This window comes from Nonomuraea sp. NPDC049269, from assembly GCF_043197155.1.
Taxonomy (GTDB): domain Bacteria; phylum Actinomycetota; class Actinomycetes; order Streptosporangiales; family Streptosporangiaceae; genus Nonomuraea.
In genome coordinates this window covers 70,583-92,143 of record NZ_JBICSO010000006.1, presented here as the reverse complement: position 1 = coordinate 92,143, position 21,561 = coordinate 70,583, and the positions used below count along the sequence as shown (strand labels likewise).

Annotated in this window: 19 protein-coding genes; 7 read left to right on the top strand and 12 right to left on the bottom strand. The window is 69.6% G+C overall.

All coding sequences use genetic code 11. The features are described from left to right. Positions 1-64: 64 nt before the first annotated feature. Entirely contained in the window at positions 65-2,131 is a 2,067-nt protein-coding gene (locus ACGFNP_RS32305) for a DPP IV N-terminal domain-containing protein (RefSeq protein ID WP_393325205.1), read from the bottom strand. A 30-nt stretch (positions 2,132-2,161) separates the two neighbouring features. Between ACGFNP_RS32305 and mshB the strand changes: the two genes are divergently transcribed. From mshB to ACGFNP_RS32290, 3 genes are read left to right on the top strand one after another with little or no spacing between them, the layout of a single operon-like run. After that, positions 2,162-3,067 (top strand): N-acetyl-1-D-myo-inositol-2-amino-2-deoxy-alpha-D-glucopyranoside deacetylase, encoded by a 906-nt coding sequence (mshB, locus tag ACGFNP_RS32300; RefSeq protein WP_358328627.1) that lies wholly within the window; start codon positions 2,162-2,164, stop codon positions 3,065-3,067. Positions 3,068-3,078: 11 nt separating this feature from the next. Further along, positions 3,079-3,513, top strand: coding sequence for a DUF6113 family protein (locus ACGFNP_RS32295; RefSeq protein ID WP_393325203.1), 435 nt, complete (start codon positions 3,079-3,081; stop codon positions 3,511-3,513). An 18-nt stretch (positions 3,514-3,531) separates the two neighbouring features. After that, positions 3,532-4,032, top strand: coding sequence for a flavin reductase family protein (locus tag ACGFNP_RS32290; RefSeq protein WP_393325201.1), 501 nt, complete (start codon positions 3,532-3,534; stop codon positions 4,030-4,032). A 207-nt stretch (positions 4,033-4,239) separates the two neighbouring features. On the opposite strand, the gene ACGFNP_RS32285 is transcribed toward ACGFNP_RS32290, so the two are convergent. Then, complete coding sequence (locus tag ACGFNP_RS32285) at positions 4,240-5,169, bottom strand: hypothetical protein (RefSeq protein ID WP_393325199.1); 930 nt, start codon at positions 5,167-5,169, stop codon at positions 4,240-4,242. Positions 5,170-5,243: 74 nt separating this feature from the next. Here ACGFNP_RS32285 and ACGFNP_RS32280 point away from each other — a divergent pair, with 74 nt between their 5' ends. Together ACGFNP_RS32280 and ACGFNP_RS32275 are read left to right on the top strand one after the other, a co-directional pair. Beyond that, the gene (locus tag ACGFNP_RS32280; RefSeq protein WP_358328639.1) at positions 5,244-5,675 is read left to right on the top strand and encodes a hypothetical protein; all 432 of its coding nucleotides are present in this window, start codon (positions 5,244-5,246) and stop codon (positions 5,673-5,675) included. A gap of 30 nt (positions 5,676-5,705) precedes the next feature. Further along, the gene (locus tag ACGFNP_RS32275; protein WP_393325196.1) at positions 5,706-5,942 is read left to right on the top strand and encodes a hypothetical protein; all 237 of its coding nucleotides are present in this window, start codon (positions 5,706-5,708) and stop codon (positions 5,940-5,942) included. Positions 5,943-5,953: 11 nt separating this feature from the next. On the opposite strand, the gene ACGFNP_RS32270 is transcribed toward ACGFNP_RS32275, so the two are convergent. The 3 genes from ACGFNP_RS32270 to tnpA all read right to left on the bottom strand — a co-directional run bounded on the left by ACGFNP_RS32270 (position 5,954) and on the right by tnpA (position 10,106). Then, on the bottom strand, positions 5,954-6,796 hold the full coding sequence (locus tag ACGFNP_RS32270) for a hypothetical protein (protein WP_393325194.1): 843 nt from the start codon (positions 6,794-6,796) through the stop codon (positions 5,954-5,956). An 86-nt stretch (positions 6,797-6,882) separates the two neighbouring features. Beyond that, a complete protein-coding gene (locus tag ACGFNP_RS32265; protein WP_393325192.1) occupies positions 6,883-9,432 on the bottom strand; it encodes a penicillin acylase family protein in 2,550 nt (849 codons plus the stop codon). 257 nt (positions 9,433-9,689) lie between these two features. Further along, positions 9,690-10,106, bottom strand: coding sequence for an IS200/IS605 family transposase (tnpA, locus tag ACGFNP_RS32260; protein ID WP_393325190.1), 417 nt, complete (start codon positions 10,104-10,106; stop codon positions 9,690-9,692). Positions 10,107-10,173: 67 nt separating this feature from the next. Here tnpA and ACGFNP_RS32255 point away from each other — a divergent pair, with 67 nt between their 5' ends. Beyond that, the gene (locus ACGFNP_RS32255) at positions 10,174-11,499 is read left to right on the top strand and encodes an RNA-guided endonuclease InsQ/TnpB family protein (protein ID WP_393325188.1); all 1,326 of its coding nucleotides are present in this window, start codon (positions 10,174-10,176) and stop codon (positions 11,497-11,499) included. 51 nt (positions 11,500-11,550) lie between these two features. Here the strand turns inward: ACGFNP_RS32255 and cysS are convergent, their stop codons facing one another. From cysS to ACGFNP_RS32220, 7 genes are all read right to left on the bottom strand, one after another. After that, the gene (gene cysS, locus ACGFNP_RS32250; protein WP_393325186.1) at positions 11,551-12,936 is read right to left on the bottom strand and encodes a cysteine--tRNA ligase; all 1,386 of its coding nucleotides are present in this window, start codon (positions 12,934-12,936) and stop codon (positions 11,551-11,553) included. 60 nt (positions 12,937-12,996) lie between these two features. Beyond that, positions 12,997-14,793: a sigma factor-like helix-turn-helix DNA-binding protein gene (locus ACGFNP_RS32245; protein WP_393325184.1), complete on the bottom strand. Its 1,797-nt coding sequence runs from the start codon at positions 14,791-14,793 to the stop codon at positions 12,997-12,999. Positions 14,794-14,892: 99 nt separating this feature from the next. Beyond that, positions 14,893-16,713: a UvrD-helicase domain-containing protein gene (locus tag ACGFNP_RS32240; RefSeq protein WP_393325182.1), complete on the bottom strand. Its 1,821-nt coding sequence runs from the start codon at positions 16,711-16,713 to the stop codon at positions 14,893-14,895. 3 nt (positions 16,714-16,716) lie between these two features. Continuing rightward, complete coding sequence (locus ACGFNP_RS32235) at positions 16,717-18,732, bottom strand: hypothetical protein (RefSeq protein ID WP_393325180.1); 2,016 nt, start codon at positions 18,730-18,732, stop codon at positions 16,717-16,719. A gap of 142 nt (positions 18,733-18,874) precedes the next feature. Further along, positions 18,875-19,651, bottom strand: coding sequence for a class I SAM-dependent methyltransferase (locus ACGFNP_RS32230; RefSeq protein ID WP_358328663.1), 777 nt, complete (start codon positions 19,649-19,651; stop codon positions 18,875-18,877). 102 nt (positions 19,652-19,753) lie between these two features. Beyond that, a complete protein-coding gene (locus ACGFNP_RS32225) occupies positions 19,754-20,815 on the bottom strand; it encodes an ABC transporter substrate-binding protein (RefSeq protein ID WP_358328666.1) in 1,062 nt (353 codons plus the stop codon). 17 nt (positions 20,816-20,832) lie between these two features. After that, the gene (locus ACGFNP_RS32220; protein ID WP_358328668.1) at positions 20,833-21,063 is read right to left on the bottom strand and encodes a hypothetical protein; all 231 of its coding nucleotides are present in this window, start codon (positions 21,061-21,063) and stop codon (positions 20,833-20,835) included. A gap of 104 nt (positions 21,064-21,167) precedes the next feature. On the opposite strand from ACGFNP_RS32220, the gene fdxA reads away from it, so the two are divergent. Then, complete coding sequence (gene fdxA / locus ACGFNP_RS32215) at positions 21,168-21,494, top strand: ferredoxin (protein WP_214639743.1); 327 nt, start codon at positions 21,168-21,170, stop codon at positions 21,492-21,494. The last annotated feature ends 67 nt before the right edge of the window (positions 21,495-21,561 follow it).

Genomic DNA, 21,561 nt, shown 5'->3' with positions numbered 1-21,561 from the left:
TGTAGGCGAAGGTCGCGTCACCCGTCTGAGGGTCCAAGGAGCCGCCGTCGGCGGTGAAGCCGCGTCACGCGCCCAGGGAGCGCTTCAAGAACTCGACCTGCAGCAGCAGCAGGTTCTCCGCCACCACCTCCTGCGGCGTCATATGGGTGACGCCGGACAACGGGAGCACGCTGTGCTGGCGTCCGGCCGCCAGGAGCGCGGACGACAGGCGCAGCGTGTGCGCGGCCACGACGTTGTCGTCGGCGAGCCCGTGGATCAGCAACAACGGCCGCTCCAGCTTGGCCGCGTCACCGAAGAGCGAGGAGTTGTCGTACACATCGGGCTGCTCGTCCGGATGCCCCAGGTAGCGCTCGGTGTAACACGTGTCGTACAACCGCCAGTCCGTGACGGGCGCCCCCGCCACCGCGGCGTGGAACACGTCGGGCCTGCGCAGCACGGCCAGCGCCGCCAGGAAGCCGCCGAACGACCAGCCCCTGATGGCCACCTTCGTCAGGTCGAGGTCGTTGGGATATTGCTCGGCCACCCCTTGCAGGGCGTCGATCTGGTCCTCCAGCGCGGGGGTGGCCAGGTCGTTCAGCACGGCGCGTTCGAAGGCGGGGCCCCTGCCGGGGGTACCGCGGCCGTCGGCCACGATGACGGCGAAGCCCTGCTCGGCGAACCACTGGCTCTCCAGGTAGCCGCCGCGACGGTTGAGCACCCGCTGCGCGTGCGGCCCGCCGTAGGGATCCATCAGGACCGGGAGTTTCCGGGAGCCCTGCTCGTGCCAGGAAGGCAGCACCACGGCGGTGGAGAGCTCGCGGCGGCCGGAACGGCCGAGCGAGACCCGGAGGTCGAGGCCGGGGGGCTCGGCCATGGACGGGATCGGGATCGCCATGCCGTCACGCCGTACGACGGTGGTGGACACACCCTCGGTGTCGAGGCTCTGCTCGGTCAGTACGCCGACGCCGCCGGACATCCGCCCAGAGAACACGCCGGAACGGGTCGAGACGGGCAGCAGCGAGTGGCCGTCCCAGGTCCACAGCTGGATCTCGGTGGGGTCACCGCTCGCGCTGAACAGCACGCTGTCGTGGTCGACGTCGAGCACCGCGCGTACCTGCAGAGTGGGCGGGGTGACGGCGCGGTCGCCCACGAACAGCCGGTTGCCGCCGTCGGCGGAGGCCACCCAGACCAGCGAGCCGTCGTCGAGGTGCGCGGGCACGCCGGTGACGATGTCGACCCAGGCCGGATCGGTGTTCTCGCGGACCAGCGTGGACCGGCCGGTCGCCGGGTCGACCGTGTACAGGCGCAGGCGCTTCTGATCACGCGGCATGGTGACGATCGACAGCGCGTGGGAGCTCCACGCGGCCGTCGTGAGGTATTCGTCCTCGTACGGCACCGCCACCCGCGACCCGTCGAGACCGAGCACGAACAACTGCGTCACCGCGTTGGGCGTGCCGGCGGCCGGATAGCGCTGAGCCACCGGGGGCCGGTCCGGGTTGGCCGGGTCGGCGATGTGCCAGGTGTGGACCGGAGCCTCGTCGGCCCGCTCGACCAGGAGCGCGTCGCTCGACGGCGACCACCAGTGGCCGCGCATCCGGTCCATCTCCTCGGCGGCGATGAACTCGGCCAGGCCGTACGTGACGGTCTCCGACTCGGGCTCCGCGAGGGCGCGGTCGGCACCCGTCACGAGGTCCTGCACCCGCAGGGCGCCCGCGCTGACATAGGCGATCTGCTGCCCGTCAGGGGAGATGCGGGGGTCGATGACCGCGCCAGGCGTCTCCAGCCGCCGCGTGTCGCCGCCGGGCAGGTCGGTGACGTACAGGCTGCCGGACAGCGCGAAGGCGGCCCTGGACACGGTGGAGTCGGCGGTGTAGCCGACGACGCCACCCGCCTGCTCACGGCTGCGCTCGCGCCGGGCGCGCTCCTCGGGCGGGAGGTCGCCGTCGTCGGCGTCGAGCGTGCGCGGGTCGACCACGAGGCGCTCGACGTGCGTCTCGGTGTCGAGCTCCCACAGACACGTAACCGGGTCGGTGCCCGACTTCGTCCGCAAAAAGACGACCTTGCCGCCGTCGGGGGAGATCGTGAAGCCCCTGGGCACTCCGAGGGTGAACCTGCGGGTCCTGGCCGACAGGCGAGGGAAGCTCTCACTCATGGCTCTAATCCTGCCAGTACGCTCGAACTCATGACTGACCGACGGCTGCTGCTCGTGCACGCCCACCCCGACGACGAGTCGATCGGCACCGGCGCGACGATGGCCAAGTATGCGACGGAAGGCGCGCACGTCACGCTCGTGACCTGCACGCTCGGCGAGGAGGGGGAGGTCATCCCCCAGGAGCTCGCCCACCTGGCCGCCGACCGCGACGACACGCTGGGACAGCACCGCATCGCCGAACTCGCGGCGGCCTGCGAGGCGCTCGGCGTCGAGGACCATCGCTTCCTCGGTGTGCCGGGCCGTTGGCGCGATTCGGGCATGATGGGCGTCGCCTCCAACGACCGGCCCACCGCGTTCTGGCAGGCCGACCTCGACGAGGCTGCGGGCGAGCTGGTCAAGGTCATCCGCGAGGTACGGCCCCAGGTCCTCGTCACGTACGACGACAACGGCTTTTACGGGCATCCCGACCACATCCAGGCACACCGCGTTTCGCGTCGGGCGTACGAGCTCGCCTCCGACCCGCGCTTCGGCGAGGGGGAGCCGTGGCGGATCGCGAAGTTCTACCACACGGCCGTCGCCAAATCGGTGATGCGCCGCGCGGCCGAGGCGCTGCGCGCCGCCGACGTCGACTTTCTCGTCGAGGACGTCGATGACATGCCGTTCGGCAGCCCCGACGACGTCATCACCACGGAGATCGACGCGCGGCCGTGGGTCGGCAACAAGCTGGACGCCATGCGCGCGCACGCCACGCAGATCAGCGTCGACGACCCCTGGTTCGCGCTGTCGAACAACATCGGCCAGGAGGCGCTGGGCGTCGAGCACTACATCCTGGCGATCGGGGCGCCCGGCCACGCGATGCCCGGCGCGCCGATCGAGTCGGGCGGCATAGGAGCTCCGCACCACCGCGAGAACGATCTCTTCGCGGGCATCCACTAACCTCGTGCTTCATGGAGCAACGCAGCCAGGCCGAGTCGGCGCTGGGTGGAGCCGCCTACGGCATGCTGTTCATGCTGGGGCTGGTCATGGGCGTCGTGGGCGGGTTCACGCAGGCGATGTGGCACGTCGGTCCTGTCCCGTTTGTCGGGATGATCCCGGGCTCGGCGATCGGCTGGCTGCTCGCGCTCTTCGTCGTCTGCCTCGGGGCGGGCAAGCTCATGGGTGCGCGCCTCGGGGTGTCGGTGACGGGGCTCGGGTGGCTGCTGGTGTCGATGCCGTTCTCGCTCAAGCTCTCGCAGGGCGACCTGGTGATCTCCGGCAATCCAGCCGGGTACGTCTACCTCTACGGGAGCATGGCGGCAGTGATCGTGGCCTTCTTCCTGACGCCCTCGTCGAACAGCGGCTCGTGGTTGCTGCACGGCCAGCAGCCAAGGAACCCGACGTAGCGGCATAAAGTAGCGATCGTGCACCATGGTTCCACAGAGCGGCATGTTGAGCGGGATGCCTACCGCGAGGTGGTCGGCCGGTTCGCCACCGGAGTCGCGATCGTCACGACCAGGCTCGACGGGATCGATCACGCGATGACCGTGAACTCGTTCACGTCCGTCTCACTGGATCCGCTGCTGGTGCTGTTCTGCGCGGAGAAGGTGGCCCGGTTCCACGACGCCGTGCTGGAGGCGGGGGTGTGGGGGGTGTCGGTGCTGCCGGCGTCCATGGAGGACGCGTCGCGGTTCTTCGCGCATCGGGGGCGGGAGCTCGACGGGCAGCTGGATCGGTGGGCGCATGATCGGGGCGAGTCGGGCGTGGCGCTCTTCACCGGCGCCCTGGCGACCCTGGAGGCCCGTACGACCGCTGTTCATGAGGGCGGTGACCACTCGATCGTGGTGGGTGGAGTGACTTCTCTCGGCGGGCCGGTTGATGGCCGTCCGCTTGTTTACCATCAGGGCCGCTACAAGACCTTATGAGCAGCTTTTACGGCCAGCCCGGTGGGCCCCACCCGCCATACGGGGCTGGGCCCTGTCCAGGGACACGCTCCTCCGGTGGAGATCGCTGGGCGCCGTGACGTGCGCATTCTTGACCCCGGCCGTGGTCGTTCGTGGACCGGTGCCGGTGGAGCGCGGTGTGACCGCCGACCCGGCGCCGGAGGGGGAGCCGGGTCGGCGGGGTCGCGGTTACTGCGCCTCGGCAGTCGGGGTCGTGACCGTCGGCGTCGGTGTTCCTGTCGCCGTGACGGTTTCCGACGGCGTTTCAGACGGTGCCGGGCAGGTGGGGACCGAGGCCACGGCGGACTCGGTCGGTGCCACTGTGTCCGCTGGCGTCTGAACGAGGGTGTCCGTCGCGGTCGCGGTCGCGGTCGGCGTCGGTGTCGGGGTGGGTTCTAGGGTTTCCGTGGTCGATGGGGTCGATGGGGTCGATGGGGTCGATGGGGTCGCGGTGGGAGCCACCGGCTCCGGCGCTTCGGTGCTTGGTTGGCAGGTGAAGGTGACCGTGGCGGTGACCGTCGCCGCCGGGGCGGTTTCGGTGGCCGTGACCGTTGCCGCCTGGGTGACCGTGGTGGTCGCCATGGCTGTTTGGGTCACTGTCGCGGTTGCCGTATCGGTCGCCGAATTGGTGGGGTCAGCGGCGTCTGTGACCGTCGCCGTTGCCGTCGCTGTCGGTGAGGCTGTCACGGTGCGTGTGGGCCAGGGCAGGACCTTGACCTTGATGCTGGGTTTGCCCTTGACCTTGTAGCTGCCTTTGCCGATCTTCTTGCTGCTCTGGCCGGCACCGGTGGTCACGGGGAGGTCGGCGGCCGTCGTCTTGCACGACTTGGACTTGCAGACCTTCTGCTTCACGCTGAACCGGGCCGCGCCGTCGTACTTGATGGATACATCCAGATACGAGACGCCCTTCTTCTTGACGACCTTCGTCTTCGCGGTGTACTTCCCGACATTAGGAGTGGGAGTCGTCGTCGGGGTGGTGGCTGGTAACGCCACTTCGACGCGGAGAGGAGGGCCAGTTGAGTTGAGGGGATCTGACGCTGACGTCTGGGTGATCGCGACGCCGCCGACTCCGGCCAAGGCCATGGTGCCGACCAGCGCACCCACGATGGTGAATCTCATAATCCTGCTCTTGGGGAGATTTCAGGACCCGGATCATTATTCCGTCTTGTCAAGATTGGTCAAGGCTCAGACGCATGAACAAGCGCTACCGGTTCCGGCGGGCGGTGAACTACGTCAACCTCTCCACCCCGCTCGGTCTGCTGATCTCCGTTTTAGGCGGTGCCGCCAGGCAGCACGGGCCCAATGGCCTCGTCCTCGCGTTCGGCTACCGCTATCGCTTCCCCATCGCCGGGGCCTTCACCGTCGGGAACGTCGTGCTGACCAGGCGCGACTCGCTCGATGACCAGCTCATCCTGCACGAGGGCCGGCATGCGACCCAGTGGGCCTGGTGCGCGGGCCTGCCGATGCTGCCGCTCTACCTGGTGGCCATGCTCGTCTCCGTACTGGTCTGCGGGCATCAGGCCTCGTACAACGTCTTCGAGCGGCTGGCCGGGCTCGACGACGGCGGGTATCCGCGCGCACCTCTGTGGTGGAGAAGGGGCGCAGGTCGCGATCGGTCCGGGTGACTGATCCGCTACATAGGGCAGAGGGCGCGCATGACGCAGACGATCGATGTTCCCCGCTGGCCGGACAGCTTCAAAGACCGCCTCACCGCGCCCCTTCCCGAGTTTCGCGAGCTGCTGAGCGTCACCTGGCACGGCACGTTCGTGCTGTCGGGGGAGCCGCTGCTCGCACCGATCGAGAGCGCACGGTCGGCCTGGCATGCCCGGGGACTGCCCCGGGAGGGCCTGTGGGACCTGGCGATCGGAGAGTCGCGCTCTTTCCTCTCCTGATAGCTGTGGGTCTATGAGCCCGTGAGGCTGTGCCGCTGGGTGCGGGGGAGGAGCGTGCCCAGGGTCAGGGCGCCGATGGCCAGGCCCGAGATCGCGCCCGCGCAGAGCACAGAGGCGGTGGACGGGCTGGCGACGGTGATGCCGAAGAGGGCCAGGCCCGAGACGATCGCGGAGACGGTGATGTAGATCCAGATCGCCAGCCGTACGACACGCAGGCGGATCTGTTCGGATGGCTGGGTGCGGGAGAGGAGCCAGGCCAGGGCGGGCAGGAGCAGCACACCGTGCATGAGGATGGCGTGGGCGGGCTTGAGCGAACCGGCCACCGTGTAGGCGAGCTGCTGGGAGCCGGTCATGACCTCGACCACCCCACGGGCGATCATGATGCCCCCGAAGGCCATCGCGGCCAGGAACGTGCCGAACCCGGCCTGGACGGCCAGCCGCATGCTGGTCGGCGCGGCGGGGTCGCGGCGGAAGGCGGAGAGCGTCATGAGGACCACGACGGCGATCAGGGCGAAGCCGCCGGCGGCCAGTGTCCTGGCGATGAGTGCATCCACGCTGGTGGACATGTTGAAGTGCGAGGGCACGCCGCGCCAAGCCTGCACGGTGATGAGCGCGACCTCCACGACCGACGCCACGGCGAAGACGCCCAGCAGCAGGTCGCGACGACGCAGCCGGACGAACTGCGCCACCCAGGTGAGCGAGAGCACGCTCAGCCCGAACGAGACCCCGAACGTGAACGGCTTGCGGAACGACACAGGGCCGTCCCACGGGCCGCCGACGACCACGAGCACGCCCAGATGGACGAGCCCGGAGACGATCAGGAGCAGTCCGATCAAGTACCAGAGGCGAGTCATGTCCGCCATGCTGACGCGGGGAAGGGGTCGTCCGCGTCAGCCCACGGTCTGGAATCCACGTACGTCCGTGGTCGTAGTCAAGAAGATCAGGGAGTGAGGCGCAGGGTGTGGACGGCGGCCTTCTGGACGGTCGACGGCTTCGAGTACATCGGCAGCAGTTCCCCCTTCGCCCACAGCGGCGCCTGGTCCCAGTAGTTGTCGTGGAACGCGTGCCCCGAAGCCCCCGTCAGGTTGATCCACCCTGACTTGTCCAGATCCCCCAGATCGACGACCATCCGCATGGACGGCACCGACGTCACCGTGTAGTCGCGCTGCACGTTCCACCCGGTGGCGTTCGGCGCGTCCTTGCTGCCCGGCACCTCGAACGGCCCCCGGTTGAACAGGGCCTCGATGGGCGCGATGCCCGAGGTGCCGAGCGAGCCGTTGGTGAGCGTGAGCTGGTGCAGGTCGCCCCAGCGCCAGGCCGCCAGGTCGGTGCCGAGCCGGTCGGCCACCTCCTGGTACGCCGCGGCCAGCGCCTGCTGGAGGATGTCGTCGCGGGTCTCGGTACGGCCCTTGGTGGTGGTGTCGTCCCAGAACGGGTCGTCGGGGGCGTCGAGCAGGCGTTTGACCACCTCGTACCAGCGGTCGCCGCCGCTCGGCCGGGCCCCGGCGGGCAGATCGTCGTCGAAGGTCAGCTTGAGCAGGTGCCGCCAGACCGCGTTGAAGTAGGCCGCGGGGGTCGAGTTGACGCCCTGCGAGCCGTCCCAGTCCTGCAACAGCTTCCTGGCCTGTACGGCGGGCCCGGCCAGAGGCACCCGCATCAGCGCCGGGACCACGTCCTTGGCCAGGCCGTTGTACGTGTCCTGCTGGATCTTGGACATGGTCGCGGCGTCGACCTTGCCCTTCGCGATCTCCTGCTTGATCCGGTCGAGGATGCGCTGGGAACGGTAGCCGTACGCCCAGTCCTTGGTCAGGAGCGGCCGGTAGCGCTTGGGGTCGATGACGGCGTTGTTCGCCGTCACGATGTAGCCGTCGGCGGGGTCCTCCACGGAGGGCAGTTGGTCGTAGGGGATGGGGGCGGTGCGCCAGTCGTACTCGCCCGTCCAGCCGGGCACCGGCCACGTGCCGTCGCCCTTCTCGCGTACGGGGATCCGGCCGGGCGCCTGGTAGCCGATGTGGCCCTCGGTGTCGGCGTACACCAGGTTCTGCGCGGGCACGTCGAAGAGCGAGGCCGCGGCGCGGAACTCCGGCCAGTCGGTGGCCGCGTTCATCGCGAAGATCGCGTCGACGGTGGTGCCGGGGGTCAGGGCGGTCCACTGCAGGGCCACGGCGTTGGCGCCGTCGCTCGGTTTGACGTCGCCGATCACCTCGTTGATGAGCGGGCCGTGCCGGGTGCTCCTGACGTTCAGGGTGACCGTGCCGCTCCCGGCCACCTTGATCTTCTCCTGTCGGGTCTCCAGCTTCACCGACTCGCCCTTGTACAGGTACGTGTCGCCCGTCACCCGCTCCAGGAACAGGTCGGCCACGTCGGGCCCCAGGTTGGTGAAGCCCCAGGCGATCTTGTCCGTGTGGCCGATGATCACGCCGGGCAGGCCGGAGAAGCTGAACCCGGTCACGTCATAGGAGCAGGATTCGGTGATCTTCCGGCAGTGCAGCCCGACCTGGTACCAGACGGACGGCATTTGCGCCGACAGGTGCGGGTCGTTCGCCAGCAGCGGCTTGCCGCTTGCCGTGTGCTCACCCGAGACCACCCACGAGTTCGACCCGATGCCGTCGCGGTCCGCGGCGCTCATCGTGCCGGGCACCGCGTCGAGCGTCTTCGCGGCCTGGGCGAGCGCGCCGGTCACGCTCTGGCCGCGGGTCGTGGTGCCGCGGGTCGTGGTGCCGCGCGCGCCCAGCCGGGCGCGTTCGTCGAAGCGGTCGTCGGCGATCGTGCCCCGGGTGACGATCGGCGCGTGGCTGTCGTACGGGTACTCCGGGTACAGCTGCTCGACCCGCTCGCGGGGCAGCTTGGTGAGCGCCAGGGCGCGGTCGATCTCGTCTTCCATGTTGGAACGCAGATCCCACGCCATGGCCTTGAGCCAGGCCACGGAGTCGGCCGCGGTCCACGGCTCGGGCCGGTAGGCGCCGTTCTGCACCTTGAGCACCGAGTATTCGAGGCTCCGGTCGGAGGCGTTGGGGTTGGCCTGGAGCCAGGCGTTCACGCCCTTGGCGTACGAGTCGAGGTAGCGGCGAGTACTTTCGCTCAGCTCGGGCAGCTCCTGCTCGGCCACCCTGCGCCAGCCCATGGTCCTGATGGCCTTGTCGTTGTCGAGCGTCGCCTTGCCGAACAGCTCCGACAGCCGCCCGGAGGTCACATGCCGCCGGAAGTCCATTTCCCAGAACCGGTCCTGCGCGTGAACGAACCCCTGCGCCATGAACAGGTCCTCGGAGCTGTCCGCGTAAATCTGCGGTATTCCCGCTTTATCGCGATAAATCTCTACATTCCCGGCTAAACCGGGCAGGCGGATGGTTCCGTCCACCTGGGGGAACGACCGCCGGGCGGTGTAGACGAGCACACCGGCGAGCACCAGCGCGAGCACGAGGACCACGGTCAGTATCCGAGCCACCCACCGAAACGGCCAGGGCAGCCAGGCATAGGGCCGCAACCTCACAAATACCTCCTTCTCTCGCGCAGCCCCTCAAGTCTGACAGCAACGATCACTACTCCCGCCCTGCGAACAACACCGGAAACCCCGCCGCCCACGGCATTCCAGCACGCCAGGAGACGGTCGCCGACCGGCGACCGACAGGGAAAGAAAGCGTTCTAGAAAGCCTCGGCCTTCAGGCCGGGGGTGAATGCGGGGTCCCGTCGGGGATGGCCCCACGGGAGGTGGGACAGTCTGGGGGCGTGGCGCGGATCCGGGAGCGGTCAGGTGGGGCGGCGTTGTTGTTCGATGTACGCCTTGATGATCGATAGTGGTGCTCCGCCGCAGGAGGCGGCGAGGTAGGAGGGCGACCAGAGGAGGCCGTGCATGGTGGCGGTGTTGGCCGGGCTGGTGAATTCCTTGCGGAGGTAGTGGGAGGAGACGCCCTTCAGTGAGTTGACGAGTTTGGAGACCGCCATCTTCGGGGGGTAGTGGACGAGGAGGTGGACGTGGTCGTGTTCGCCGTTGAACTCGCGTAGTTCGGCCTCGAAGCTGTCGCACACCTCGACCATGATGTCCTCGCAGCGGCGCAGCATCGCGTCGTCGAACACGTTTCTGCGATATTTGGTGACAAAGACCAGATGGACATGCAACGCGGAAACCACATGTCTGCCTCGCCGATATTCCACTTCCTGGCTCATAGACCAGATGATAATGTGTTCGAGTCGGTGAGACTGTGGGCGTCCCGTGGAAGCGGGGGTGTTGCGCATGTTGGCGGGCCGGAAGTACCGGCTGGAGTTCGACTTCGGGCAGCGGGTGTTCGCCGAGCGGCTGGGCGGGATCTGCCGCAGCGTGTGGAACACCGGCCTCGAACAGCGCCGCGAATACCGGCGGCGAGGCGCGTACCTCAGCTACGAGGAGCAGTGCGCGCAGCTCGCCGAGGCGAAGAAAGATCCGTACTGCGACTGGCTCGCCGACGCCCCCGCCCAGGTCATCCAGCAGACGCTGAAGGACCTGGACCAGGCGTGCCGCAAGCACGGCACCTGGAAGGTCGGTTGGAAGTCGCGGACGAAGTGGAAGCCGTCGTTTCGGTTCCCCACCGCGAAACACACCCCCGTCGAGCGGATCAACCGCAGGTGGAGCCGGGTGTTCCTGCCGAAATTCGGGTGGGTAAGGTTCCGGATGTCGCGCCCGCTGGGTGGGGCGGTGAAGTCCGCGACCGTCTCCCGCGACGGCGCGCACTGGTTCATCTCGTTCCTGGTGGAGGACGGCCTGGCTCAGGTTGAACCCCACAGCCATCCCGACGCGCACGCCGGGGTGGACCGGGGTGTCGTCACGGCCGCGGTCACCTCCGACGGGGAGTTCTTCGACCGCCGCCACGCCGGAACCGACAGCGTGTCCAGCCTGGTACCGCCCCCCGAGCGCAAACAGGACAGGCAGGCCGATCCCGGGTTCCTCGCTCCGGGCGAGGCGGAACGCTATCTACGGCTCCAGCGGCGGCTTGCCCGCTCGAAGAAGGGCTCCCGGCGGCGTCGACAGGTCGTCGCGGCGATGGGCGCCATCATGCGCCGCGTCCGGTGGCGTCGCGCGGATTTCCACGCGCAGACCGCGCACCGGCTCACCCGCCGCTACGGCGTCGTGGTCCTGGAGAACCTCAACATCGGCGCTATGACCATCGCCGTGCGGCCCAGGCCCGACCCCGACCAGGTGGGCCGATACCTGCGCAATGGGGCGGCGGCCAAATCCGCCTTGAACAAGGCGATCCTGGACAAGGGCTGGAACGGCCTGGAGAGCGCCCTGCGGAGCAAGGCCCGCTACACCGGGACCGTCGTCGCGAAGGTCCCGGCCCCGTACACGTCACAAACGTGCCCGGCACCCGCCTGCGGGAAGGTGGATGACAAGAGCCGCGAGAGCCAAGCGGCCTTCTCCTGCACCACCTGCGGGCACACCGAGCACGCCGACATCGTCGGGGCGAAGAACACGCTGGCCAGATATCGGGCGGCCGGGCTGGTCGTCCCAGGGCGTGGAGACCCATCCGGGTCGGTGAAGCGTCAAGCACCCCGTTCCACAGCACGCGCCGCACAAGCGGCATGAGCTGCCGCGCAAGCGGCACGGGAACCTCCGTCCTTAAGGGCGGAGAGCAAGTCAATCCCACACCTGCCCGGAAGGCGAGTCGGACACCCGGACCCCCATGATGGCGAGCGAATCGCGCAGTCGATCCGACGCCGCCCAGTCCCCGGCCTCCCGAGCCCGCTCCCGTTCGGACAGCAACTCCGCCGCCCCCGGCGGCAGCACCGTCCCCCGAGGCCGCCCGATCTCGATGGCCAGGTCCAGCCCCAGCACCTGATCCAGATGCAGGAACGACTCGAACTTCGCCCCCGGCGCCACCGACTCGTCCCGCTCCAGCTCGCGCAGCACCCGTAGCGCGGCCGGCGTGTCGAGGTCGTCGTCGAAGGCCGACTCCACCCGCCGTACGTGCTCGGCCGCCATCGGCGCGCTGGGCGACTCCGACCACTCCGCCACCCGGGCCCGCCACCGCCGTACGGTCCTGTCGGCGGCGCGCAGGGTGTCCCAGGTGAGGTTGAGCTGCTGCCGGTAGCGGTGCTCCAGGAACGCCAGCCGTACGGCCAGCGGATCGAGGCCCGCCTCGGTCACGTCCGAGAGCAGGACCACGTTCCCGGTGGACTTGGCCATCTTCCGCCCGTCGAACAGCAGGTGCTCCCCATGCACCCAGTGACGCACCACCTCGTGGCCGGCCGCCGAGTTGGACTGGGCTCGTTCGTCCTCATGGTGGGGGAAACGCAGGTCGATGCCGGCGGTGTGGAGGTCGATGCGGTCGCCGAGGTAGCGCAGCGACATGGCCGAGCACTCGATGTGCCAGCCGGGGAAGCCGCGGCCCCAGGGGGCGTCCCAGGACAGTTCGCCGTCGGAGGGCTTCCAGAGGGCCCAGTCGGCGTGGAAGCGCTTGCGGGGGTCGGTGGTGTCGGGTCGGAGGGCATCGAGCCGGTTGCCGGAAATTTCACCGTAAGTTGGGAAGGACGTGGCGTCGAAGTAGACCGACCCGTCCGGCAGCGCGTACGCGTGTCCCCGCTCGGTCAGCTTGGCGATCAGCTCGATCATCAGGTCGATCGACTCGCTCGCGCGGGGCATGTGCTCCGGCGGGCGCAGGTTCAGGGCGGCGGTGTCCCGCTTGAAGGAGTCCTCGTAATAGCGGGCCAGGTCTCGCGCCGAACGTCCCTCGGCCCGCGCCCGCACGAGCACCTTGTCCTCGCCGGACTCGCCGGACTCGCCGGACCCGCCTGTCTCCGTGTCGTCGGCCAGGTGGCCCACGTCGGTGATGTTCTGGCAGACCACCATGCGGACCCGCTGCCGCTCCAGCACCCGCCGGATCAGGTCGGACAGGAGTTGTGAGCGCAGGTTACCGACGTGCGCGTGACGATAGACCGTCGGCCCGCAGGAGTACATGCGCATCGCGCGGGCGGGGGCGATCTCCTCGACCTGCCTGGCGCGCGTGTCGTAGATCCGCAACATCCCCCGAGCCTAGCCCCCGGACTCCGGGAAGCCCGAAAGCGCCAAGCGCTCAGGAAACGGTCAGCCGCCCAGGAAGCCGATGATGTCCCGGTCGCCGCGCTCCCGCAGCCGCGCCAGGACCTCTTCGCGGATCGCCGTGTCCGGCAGCCCGATGCGCGCCCCGATCAGCCGCAGCCCCTCGATCTCCGAGGTGACCGGAGCGGTGTAACCGATCAGGTAGAGCGCGCGGTTCAGCGGCGGCATCCCCGGCGCGGCCGCGGGCAGGTAGCGGGTCAGCAGCTCGCCCCCGTCGGACACGGTGAGGAAGACGTGGTCGCCCTCTCCGGCTTTGAAGTCCGCCAGCACGTTCCTGATCGACCCCATCGTCGGCTGGTTGTGCCAGCTGACCACCACGTCTCCGGACGGTGTCGAGGCCGTGAGCTGCCCGCCGGGCGCCATCCCCAGGTACGCCGCGAAGCCCGTCGGCAGCGGCGACCCCGACCCGCGCAGGTGCTCGGCGTTGACGTCGACGCGGTGCCACCACCGGCCGTCGCGGCTGCGGAAGCTGCGCCGGGTCTCCGACACGTCCTTGCGCGGCTGGTACGGCTCGGCCTCCCCGGTCGGCGAGGTGCCGGCCACCCGGATCCAGCCCCGCTGCGTCCGCTCGAACCCGGGACCGCCCGAGTAGGCGCGCACCGAGCTCTCGCTGACGTCGTAGCGGGAGGTGAGGCTCGTGACGATCGTGCTGACCGACGCCTCGCCGCCGGCCCGTTCGATCTCCCTGGCGATCATCTCCCTGATCCCCAGGTACTCGTCGCCGCCCCATCTGGTCAGCCCGTACTTGTTCCGGTCCACGCGGCGGAACCGCTCGTCGGCGGTGAGCTGGTTGCGGATGCCGACCAGGCTGTAGTCCTCGCCGATGCGCTCCTGGATCTCCTCCGGCGTCAACGGCCGCTCGGCCACCGCCAGGACCGCCTCCGCCTTCTCGTTGATGCTGCGCGGCCACGGCACCACGTGCTGGTCCAGCACCCGCAACTGCGGCACGGCCAGGATCCACCGCTCGGCCACGTCCTCGCGGATGCCGAGCTGCGTGACCATGCCGACGGCCTCGGCGAGCGGCCGTGGCCCGTCGGTGAACAGCTGGCGCGTCTTCTCCCTCAGCTCGTCCGCGCCGCCCGCGATCAACCACCCGTCGGCCTGCTCGTACCCGGTCAGCAGCGTGCGCACGAAGCGCCAGGCGGGGATGCCCAGCGTGCGCAGCTCGCCGCGGTGCCACGGCGCCGCCGCGGCCAGATCGTCGGCGGGTACGGCCGAGCCCAACCGGCCGCGCAGCCAGGTGACGTGCGCGACGAGCGCGACCGCCTCCGGACCGCCCAGCCAGGCTTCCACATGGTCGCGCAGATCGCGCTCGATCTGCCTGATCCGCTCCCGCGTCACCGAGAAGCGCTGCGCCAGCTCGTCGAGTGTGGCCCGCTGCGAGGCGTAGAGCCGGTCGCGGGCGATCGCCCGCTGCCGCTCGTCCAGCGCCGCGAACAGGCCGTCGATCAATTCGGGCAGCGGCTTGTCCGGCCGCGCGGCGGGCGCGGGGAGCGTCTCGGACGGAGGTTCGAGCAACCGCTCGAACACCCCGCCGAACAGCTTCTGCACCACGTCCTTGCCGAGCATCTCCGGAGTCCGCTCGGCCTCGGCCGGGTCGGAGAAGCGCAGCAGCGGCAGGATGTCGCCGACCAGCAGGTGACCCCAGCAGGTCACGGCGAGATCGGCGAGATGGCCCGCCACGGTCTGTGTGGTGATCACGGCGCATGCGCGGTCAAGTGGGATCGCCTGCCACCACGCCTCGGGCAGCTGGGATTCCTCCAAGATCGGCGCGATCTGCACAGGAGAAGTCCAGCGCAGCGGTGGCGCTAGGTCGCTCAGGCTGAGGTTCATTGGGGTCCAACCGGCAAAGGGAAGATATCCGCAGTTCAGACTATGTGATCAGAGCGACAGAAAGGGGCTACCTCTTCCGGAATGGGAGATATAGAGCATGGATCGGGCCCGTGTGCAAGCCACGAACAGCATGCTCCGCTCCCGCTGCAGAGCTCTCGCCCGAGCGCTCGGATCGTCGGGCGGCGGTTCGGGCACCACGCCCTCCGCCACGCCGATGAGCGCGACCCGCTCGAACTCCAGCCCTTTCAGATTCTGGAATGCCGCCACCCGTACATCTGCCCGCCCGAGAGCTTTTCGTGCCTCACGGACCAGTTTCGTGGTACGCGCGCCGACGGCGATCTCGCCGGCCGGGACACCGTCGTCCAGCCAGGCGGCGATCGTGGCCACCAGCCCGGCCAGCTCCGCCTCCGGCGAGTCGTACATCCTGACGACCGGCCGATCGCCGTTGTGCAGCGCGCGGAACCCGTACAGCGGGGACATGCCCTTGACCAGCCCGTCGGCGGGCCCGCCGCCGCGCAGCCGGACCGCGAAGGACAGCACCTCCTGCGGCAGCCGGTAGGACACCTTGAGCGTGTGCTGCAGGGCCGGGATGCCCACCGAGCTGAGCGTCACGCGCGTGTCGGTGATCCGCTGGTGCGGGTCGCCGACGATGAACATGTCGTCATGCGCCCTGGGCGCCACCGCGCGCAGCAACCGCCACTGCGCCGGGCTGATGTCCTGCGCCTCGTCCACCACGACGTGCCGGTACGGCTTGCGCCCCGGCTCGATGTCGTCGAGCAGGTCGCCCGTGCTCCTCGACAGCAGCCGGAGCGCCTCGTCGGTCAGCTCGGCCAGGGTGCGCGCGCCGGGGCCCATCAGCGCGGGGCGCTGGCCCTCCGCGCTGGCCACGATGCGCATGGCCAGCCGCTCGGCGTTGTCCACGTCGACCCGCTTGCGCGTCACGCCGTCGTCGATCAGCTGGTCGAGCCGGGCGGACAGGTCCTCGCCCAGCCCCTGTGAGTACGTCACCAGCAGCACCGGGCCGCTCCCGTGCGCGGCCAGATGAGCCGCCCGGTGCAGCGCGATGATCGTCTTGCCGGTGCCCGCCCCGCCGATCAGCAGCACCGGGTGCTCGTAGCGGGTGGCGTGGGCCAGCCGGTGCTGTTCAGGACGCGGGAACGCGCACCATTCCGGCGCCGCGAGCACCCGTTCCAGCTCCACCTTGTCGGTGGCGAACACCGCCCGGTCCGGGCTGCGCCGCAGCGCCGCGTGGAGGTCGTCCACGTCGATCCGGTCGATGGCCTCATCAGAGGCGCGGCACGCGTCCAGCTCCCGCCAGGCCTCGGACAGCGAGCCGCCCCGGGCCAGCACCGCGAGCGGCATGTGCTGGGTCGGGGGGAGCAGCGGTTCGAGCGCCTCCACGTCGGCCTCGTTGGTGATGAGCCGCACCAGCGGCAGGGCGCGCACGTCGATGCCCAGCGCGAGCAGATCACCATCGCACACCGGGTCGAACAGCCCCGTGGTGCCCGCCGATCGGCGTAACGCGGGCTCGACCCGTTCGAGGGCCTCGGCGTCCCACTCCTCGATGACGCCGATCACCGGATTGATGCCGTACCTGTACCGCTGCGCGTACGACCACGCCTCGGGATTCGGGAGCACGGTACGCAGCCAGTACACGTCCCGCTGACGCACCACCACGCCCCGGTGGCCCGGAGTGAGGCGGAGCGTCGCGACGCGGGCGTCCCTGGCGCCCCTGACCCGCTCGGGGTGCGGCGCGCCGGAGACGTTCAGCAGCAGGCGGCGGAGCGCGACCACGGCGTCCCTGCGCACCGGCTGTGCCAGTGCGCTGAGGTCCCTGGGGAAGTCAGGGGCGATCGCGAGCCGCGGCACGGCTCAGTCCAGGAGTTGCAGCAGATCGCGGTCCCCGCGTTCGCGGAGCCTGGTGAGCAGGTCGGGCAGTCCGACGGGTCCGGTCATCCCGATCCTGGTGGCGATCACCCTGGCGGCCTGGTCGCGGGTCCCGCCGGGGGCGGTGTAGCCGACCAGGCGGAGCGCCTTGGTGATCTTCTCGGCCCCCTGCGCGGCTACCGGCAGGTGCCTGGCCCGCAACACGCCCTCGTCCGACAGCGTGAGGAACAGGTGCCCGCCCTCCTTGGCGCCGACGTCCGCCAGCAGCCGTTCGACGGATTCGAGCACCGGCCGGCCGTGCCAGGTCATGGTCAGCTCGCCGGCCGCGCTCCGCACGGTTCTGCTCTCCCCGGGCGACAGACCCAGGTACGTGGCGAACCCCGTGGGCAGCGCGCACTCACCTCCGGTGAGCTGCTCGGCCGTCACGTCGATCCGCAGCCACCACCGGCCGTCCGGCTGGCGGAAGCAGCGCCTGGTCTGCGAGACGTCCTTCAGCGGCTGGTACGGCTTGGGCTGCTCGCCCGAGGCCCCGTTACCCTCGCCCGCCTTGACCTCGACGGCCGGGGCGAACGCCTGGAACTGCGGCGTTCCGGGCGGCGGCGACGGTATCGGCGGCACTTGGGCGAACGCGGACGCGGGCCGCTCGACGGCCGGAGCGACCGGCTCCGGAGCGGGCTGCGCCGCGGCCGGTGCCTCCGACGGCAGCGTGGCCAGCACGAACTGCCAGGCGGGGACCTCCAGCGCGCGGATCTCCAGGGCGTGCCAGTCGGCCGCGCCGATCAGCCGCTCCTTGGGGGCGGCCGGGCCTATCGTCCGGCGTAGTTCGTCGAGATGCGCCCGGTACGGGGCGGCCTCCTCGCTGGCCAGCCATTGGCCGAGGCGGGCCCGGAACTCGGTCTCGGTGGCGGAGATCTCGGCGGCGGGCACGGCGAACAGCTTGGCGAGCTGGTCCACGGCGGACGGCTGGTCGGTGAAGACCCGGTTCTGGGCGACAGCCCAGCTCTTGTCGTCCAGACCGGCGAACGCGGCCTCGATGAGCTCGGGCAGCTCATGACCGCCACGCTCATCTGGCTGCTGCTGCTCCGGCTCGGCCTCGGACTCCTGGTCTTCGGATTCGGCTGCCTCGAAGTCCGCCGGTGTGTCGTATCTGGGCTTCGCCTCTTCGGCGGCAGGCTCAGGTTCGGGCTCCGGTACGGCTTCGACGGCCTCCGGTTCGGGCACCGCTTCCGGCTCCGCGCCCTCGGCTTCGAGAGCGGCGGCCTCTTCGGCGGCGGGCTCCGGCGCGGGCTCGTCGGCGGCGTCCAGGACGGGCTCGGGCTCCGGCTCCGGCTCGGCGACCTCCTCGACGACCGGCTCGGCGTCGGCGTCCAGCACCGGCTCCTCGGCCGCTTGTTCGGCCGCCGCAGCCTCCTCGGGAACCTCCTCCGCGGGCTCCGGCACTTCCTCGGCGGGCGGAGCCTCCCCACCCGCCGACACCTCCACCGGCGGGACCTGCTCGGCAACCGGGGCCTGCTCAGCGACCGGCGCCGCCACGGCGAACGGAGCCTCCGCGGCGAACAGGGGCTGCTCGGCGAACGGGGCCGGGCGTTGGTGGAGCTGGGGCGCGAGCCGTACCAGGACCGCGGAGAACAGCGTGTTGAGCACCGGACGCGCCTGGATGAACGGCTGGTCCACCAGCTCCCGGCCGGTCAGCGCGAGCAGCCCCGTCCACGACCCGGCGCGGTCGAGCGCGATCGCCACCTGCGGCTCGTCGGCCTCGTCCGGGTCCAGTACGTGCAGCGCCGGCAGCACATCGCCCACGGCGGCGGCCGGCCAGTGCTCAAGCGCGATCTCCGTGAGCAGCTCCCCGAGCGACTCGGGGCCGATGGCCGCGAGCACCCGCGGCATGGGCAGGCTGCGCCACCAGGCGTCCGGAAGCTCCGGCTGCCCGGTGAGCAGCGTGATCGTGGACGCGTCGCTCCACCTCAACGGTGGTACGAGGTCGCTCAGGCAGAAATTCATCCCGTTCCGTTCACCAGCCCCTCACGCCGCCGTGTCGTCGCAAGGCTCCTCAACTTCGTCAGCGGTGCAGCCTTACGCTCTCCGCCCCCCACGGAACAGACCATAGTCCGGCAAAACTCCCCTACGCATCATCCCCTACGGATCAGCGCCGGACAGCGGCAAAGCGTAGACGGACATAGTCGGCCATCCAGCCGGTCTCCCTGCGCAGAGCGGGCGCGGCGAGTTCGTTGACCCGCTGGAGCAGCGGCTCGACGATGTCCCGCGGCAACCCTTCGACCACCGAGGAAGCGAACATGCGTACCCAGTCGGCGGCCCCCTGCGGGCATTCGGCGAGGGGGGTCGGCCGGTCGAAGTATTCGAGCAGCCGGACCACGAAGCCCTCCTGCTCCAGTCGCCGGGCGTATTCGGCCGGGGTGGGGAAGTACCACGGCAATTCGGGCTCGCGCAGGCCGTACTCCCGCCAGGCGGTCAGCATGGCCGCGGTGAGTTCCGCGCAGTTGCCCGCGCCGCCCATCTCGGCCACGAACCGGCCACCGGGCGTGAGCGCCTCGTGCACGTTGGCGATGACGGAGACGGGGTCGCGGCTCATCCAGTGCAGCGCGGCGTTGGAGAAGACGGCGTCATAGGCCAGCGCCACGCTGAAGTCGTGCCCGTCGCCCACGATGAAGTCGACGCCCGGATGCTCGGCGAGGGCTTTTTCGATCATCGCGGGTGAACCGTCGATCCCGAGGACGTCGGCACCCCGCGAGGCGATCTGGGCGGTCAGCACTCCGGTGCCGCAGCCGAGATCGAGCACGCGCTCTCCCGGCCGCGGATCGAGCAGGTCCACCAGAGGCGCGCCCTGCGTCGAGACGTAGCCGAAACTGCCGTCGTAGGCGCGACTGCTCCACCGTTCCAAGCTCGGTGTGTCGTATCGCAAGACGATCAGCTCTCATTCGTCAGACATCGGGCCCCCTGCGGCCGTGCTGTCTGTTCACTTTAGAGGCTGAATGTCTCCGCGACATATCAAGTCACAATGGTCTCATAGCCCACTTTGCGTCCATCGCTTCTTCAGATAGGACTTTGCTGCGTCTGTCTGCGGAATCGTGAGCAATACCGGCGATCCTGGCGCAACGGGAAGCTTGGCAGCCTGCTCCTTGTCGAGGGTGCCCCGCATCAGCATCGCCTCCTCGCGGGCGGGGCGGGCCCAGCCCTTCTGCAGCAGGTTCTGGCCCTCGTCGGAGAGCAGGAACTCCTCCCAGAGGCGAGCCGCCGCCGGATGCGGCGCGTCCTTGCTGATCGCCTGTACGTGGTAGTCGCCGAGCGGCGCGTCGCGCGGGATCGTCACCTTCCATCCCTCCGCGTCGCGGGCGCCGCGGGCGGCGTTGAGGTAATCCCAGTCCACGATCGTGTTGGCCTTGGCGGGATCGGTGAGCCGGCCCGCCTGCTTGAGTTTGGCGAACAACTCGACGCCACGCTGCGGCTGCGGCGTGCCCGACACCAGCGAGGCGGCCATGACGCCGCCGAAGGCCGCCGCCGAGTGCAGCGGATCGCCGTCGAGCGCGACCAGGTAGCCGGGCTTGGCGGCCAGATCGGCGAACGAGGCGGGAGCGGGGACCTTGCGCGGGTCGTACCCGATCGACATGTAGCCGCCGTAGGCGCCGTACCAGGCGCCGGTGGGGTCCTTGATGTGATCGGGCAGATCCTGCCAGCCCTGCACCTTGTACGGCGCGAACTTGGCGGCCTGGGCCACCGCCACGTCGAGGGTGAGGTCGAACACGTCGGGTTTGAGCTGGGCGGCCGTGTCGATCTCCCGCCGGCTGCTGGCACCGGGTTCGAGCTCGTTGACCTTGATGCCGTACTTGTCGGTGAAGGTGTCGATGATCTCGCCGTAGTTCACCCAATCCCGGGGAAGCGCGATCACGGTGAGCGCGCCTTCCCCCTTGGCGGACTCGACGAGGCGGTCCAGGGACGTGAAGCCCTGTTTCATGGAGGTCGCCTTGACGTTCACCGGCGAAAGCGGCTTGGCGGCCGGCGGCGGCGACGCGCCGCATCCGGCGCTGGCGAGAAGGACGGCTGCGGCGGCGCAGGTACGTACGGTCACAGAACGAATACTTACCGTTACTTCCGTCCAGGTCGAGGAGGCGCGGCCGGAACGACCTTGGCCGCCACCAGCATCTCTTCGGCGATCTCCACCAGGGTGCCGTCCCTCTTGCGGACGCGCAGCACGCCGCCGTCCCAGGATTCGAGGATCCCGACGGCGTCCCGGAAGCCCTCCGGGTCCCGTCTGCGGGTGGTGATCCGGGCTCCGATGTCCGCGGTTGTGATCGCGATTACCAGGCGAGCCGACACGAGTTTGCCACCCTCCGTTCCGGCCAGTTGGCAAGCACGGCAATACTAGGGCTAGCAGACCGCGGTCAGAGTCATGCCATGGTGCGGAGAAGAAGGAGCTCGAGGTGACCTACGTCATCGCGCAGCCTTGCGTGGACGTCCTGGACAAGGCGTGCATCGAGGAGTGCCCCGTTGATTGCATCTACGAGGGCGAGCGCATGCTTTACATCCACCCCGACGAGTGCGTGGACTGCGGCGCGTGCGAGCCAGTGTGCCCCGTCGAAGCGATTTTCTATGAAGACGACCTTCCGGAGCAGTGGAAGGACTACTACAAGGCGAACGTCGACTTCTTCGAGGATCTGGGCTCGCCAGGCGGTGCCTCAAAGGTGGGCAAGATCGACAAGGATCACCCCCTCATCGCCGCGCTGCCGCCCCAGGCCGAGGAACACTAGGTCGCATCCCGCAGCCGGGGCGCTCTATTGGCGCGCCCCGCTGCCGGGTGTACGGCGCGCCCAACCG

What these genes read in the sequence shown, in the direction of transcription:
- ACGFNP_RS32305 (WP_393325205.1), bottom strand. Translation starts at nt 2,131, where the DNA reads ATGAGTGAGAGCTTCCCTCGCCTGTCGGCCAGGACCCGCAGGTTCACC.
- mshB (WP_358328627.1), top strand. Translation starts at nt 2,162, where the DNA reads ATGACTGACCGACGGCTGCTGCTCGTGCACGCCCACCCCGACGACGAG.
- ACGFNP_RS32295 (WP_393325203.1), top strand. Translation starts at nt 3,079, where the DNA reads ATGGAGCAACGCAGCCAGGCCGAGTCGGCGCTGGGTGGAGCCGCCTAC.
- ACGFNP_RS32285 (WP_393325199.1), bottom strand. Translation starts at nt 5,169, where the DNA reads ATGAGATTCACCATCGTGGGTGCGCTGGTCGGCACCATGGCCTTGGCC.
- ACGFNP_RS32280 (WP_358328639.1), top strand. Translation starts at nt 5,244, where the DNA reads ATGAACAAGCGCTACCGGTTCCGGCGGGCGGTGAACTACGTCAACCTC.
- ACGFNP_RS32275 (WP_393325196.1), top strand. Translation starts at nt 5,706, where the DNA reads ATGACGCAGACGATCGATGTTCCCCGCTGGCCGGACAGCTTCAAAGAC.
- ACGFNP_RS32270 (WP_393325194.1), bottom strand. Translation starts at nt 6,796, where the DNA reads ATGACTCGCCTCTGGTACTTGATCGGACTGCTCCTGATCGTCTCCGGG.
- tnpA (WP_393325190.1), bottom strand. Translation starts at nt 10,106, where the DNA reads ATGAGCCAGGAAGTGGAATATCGGCGAGGCAGACATGTGGTTTCCGCG.
- ACGFNP_RS32255 (WP_393325188.1), top strand. Translation starts at nt 10,174, where the DNA reads ATGTTGGCGGGCCGGAAGTACCGGCTGGAGTTCGACTTCGGGCAGCGG.
- cysS (WP_393325186.1), bottom strand. Translation starts at nt 12,936, where the DNA reads ATGTTGCGGATCTACGACACGCGCGCCAGGCAGGTCGAGGAGATCGCC.
- ACGFNP_RS32235 (WP_393325180.1), bottom strand. Translation starts at nt 18,732, where the DNA reads ATGAATTTCTGCCTGAGCGACCTCGTACCACCGTTGAGGTGGAGCGAC.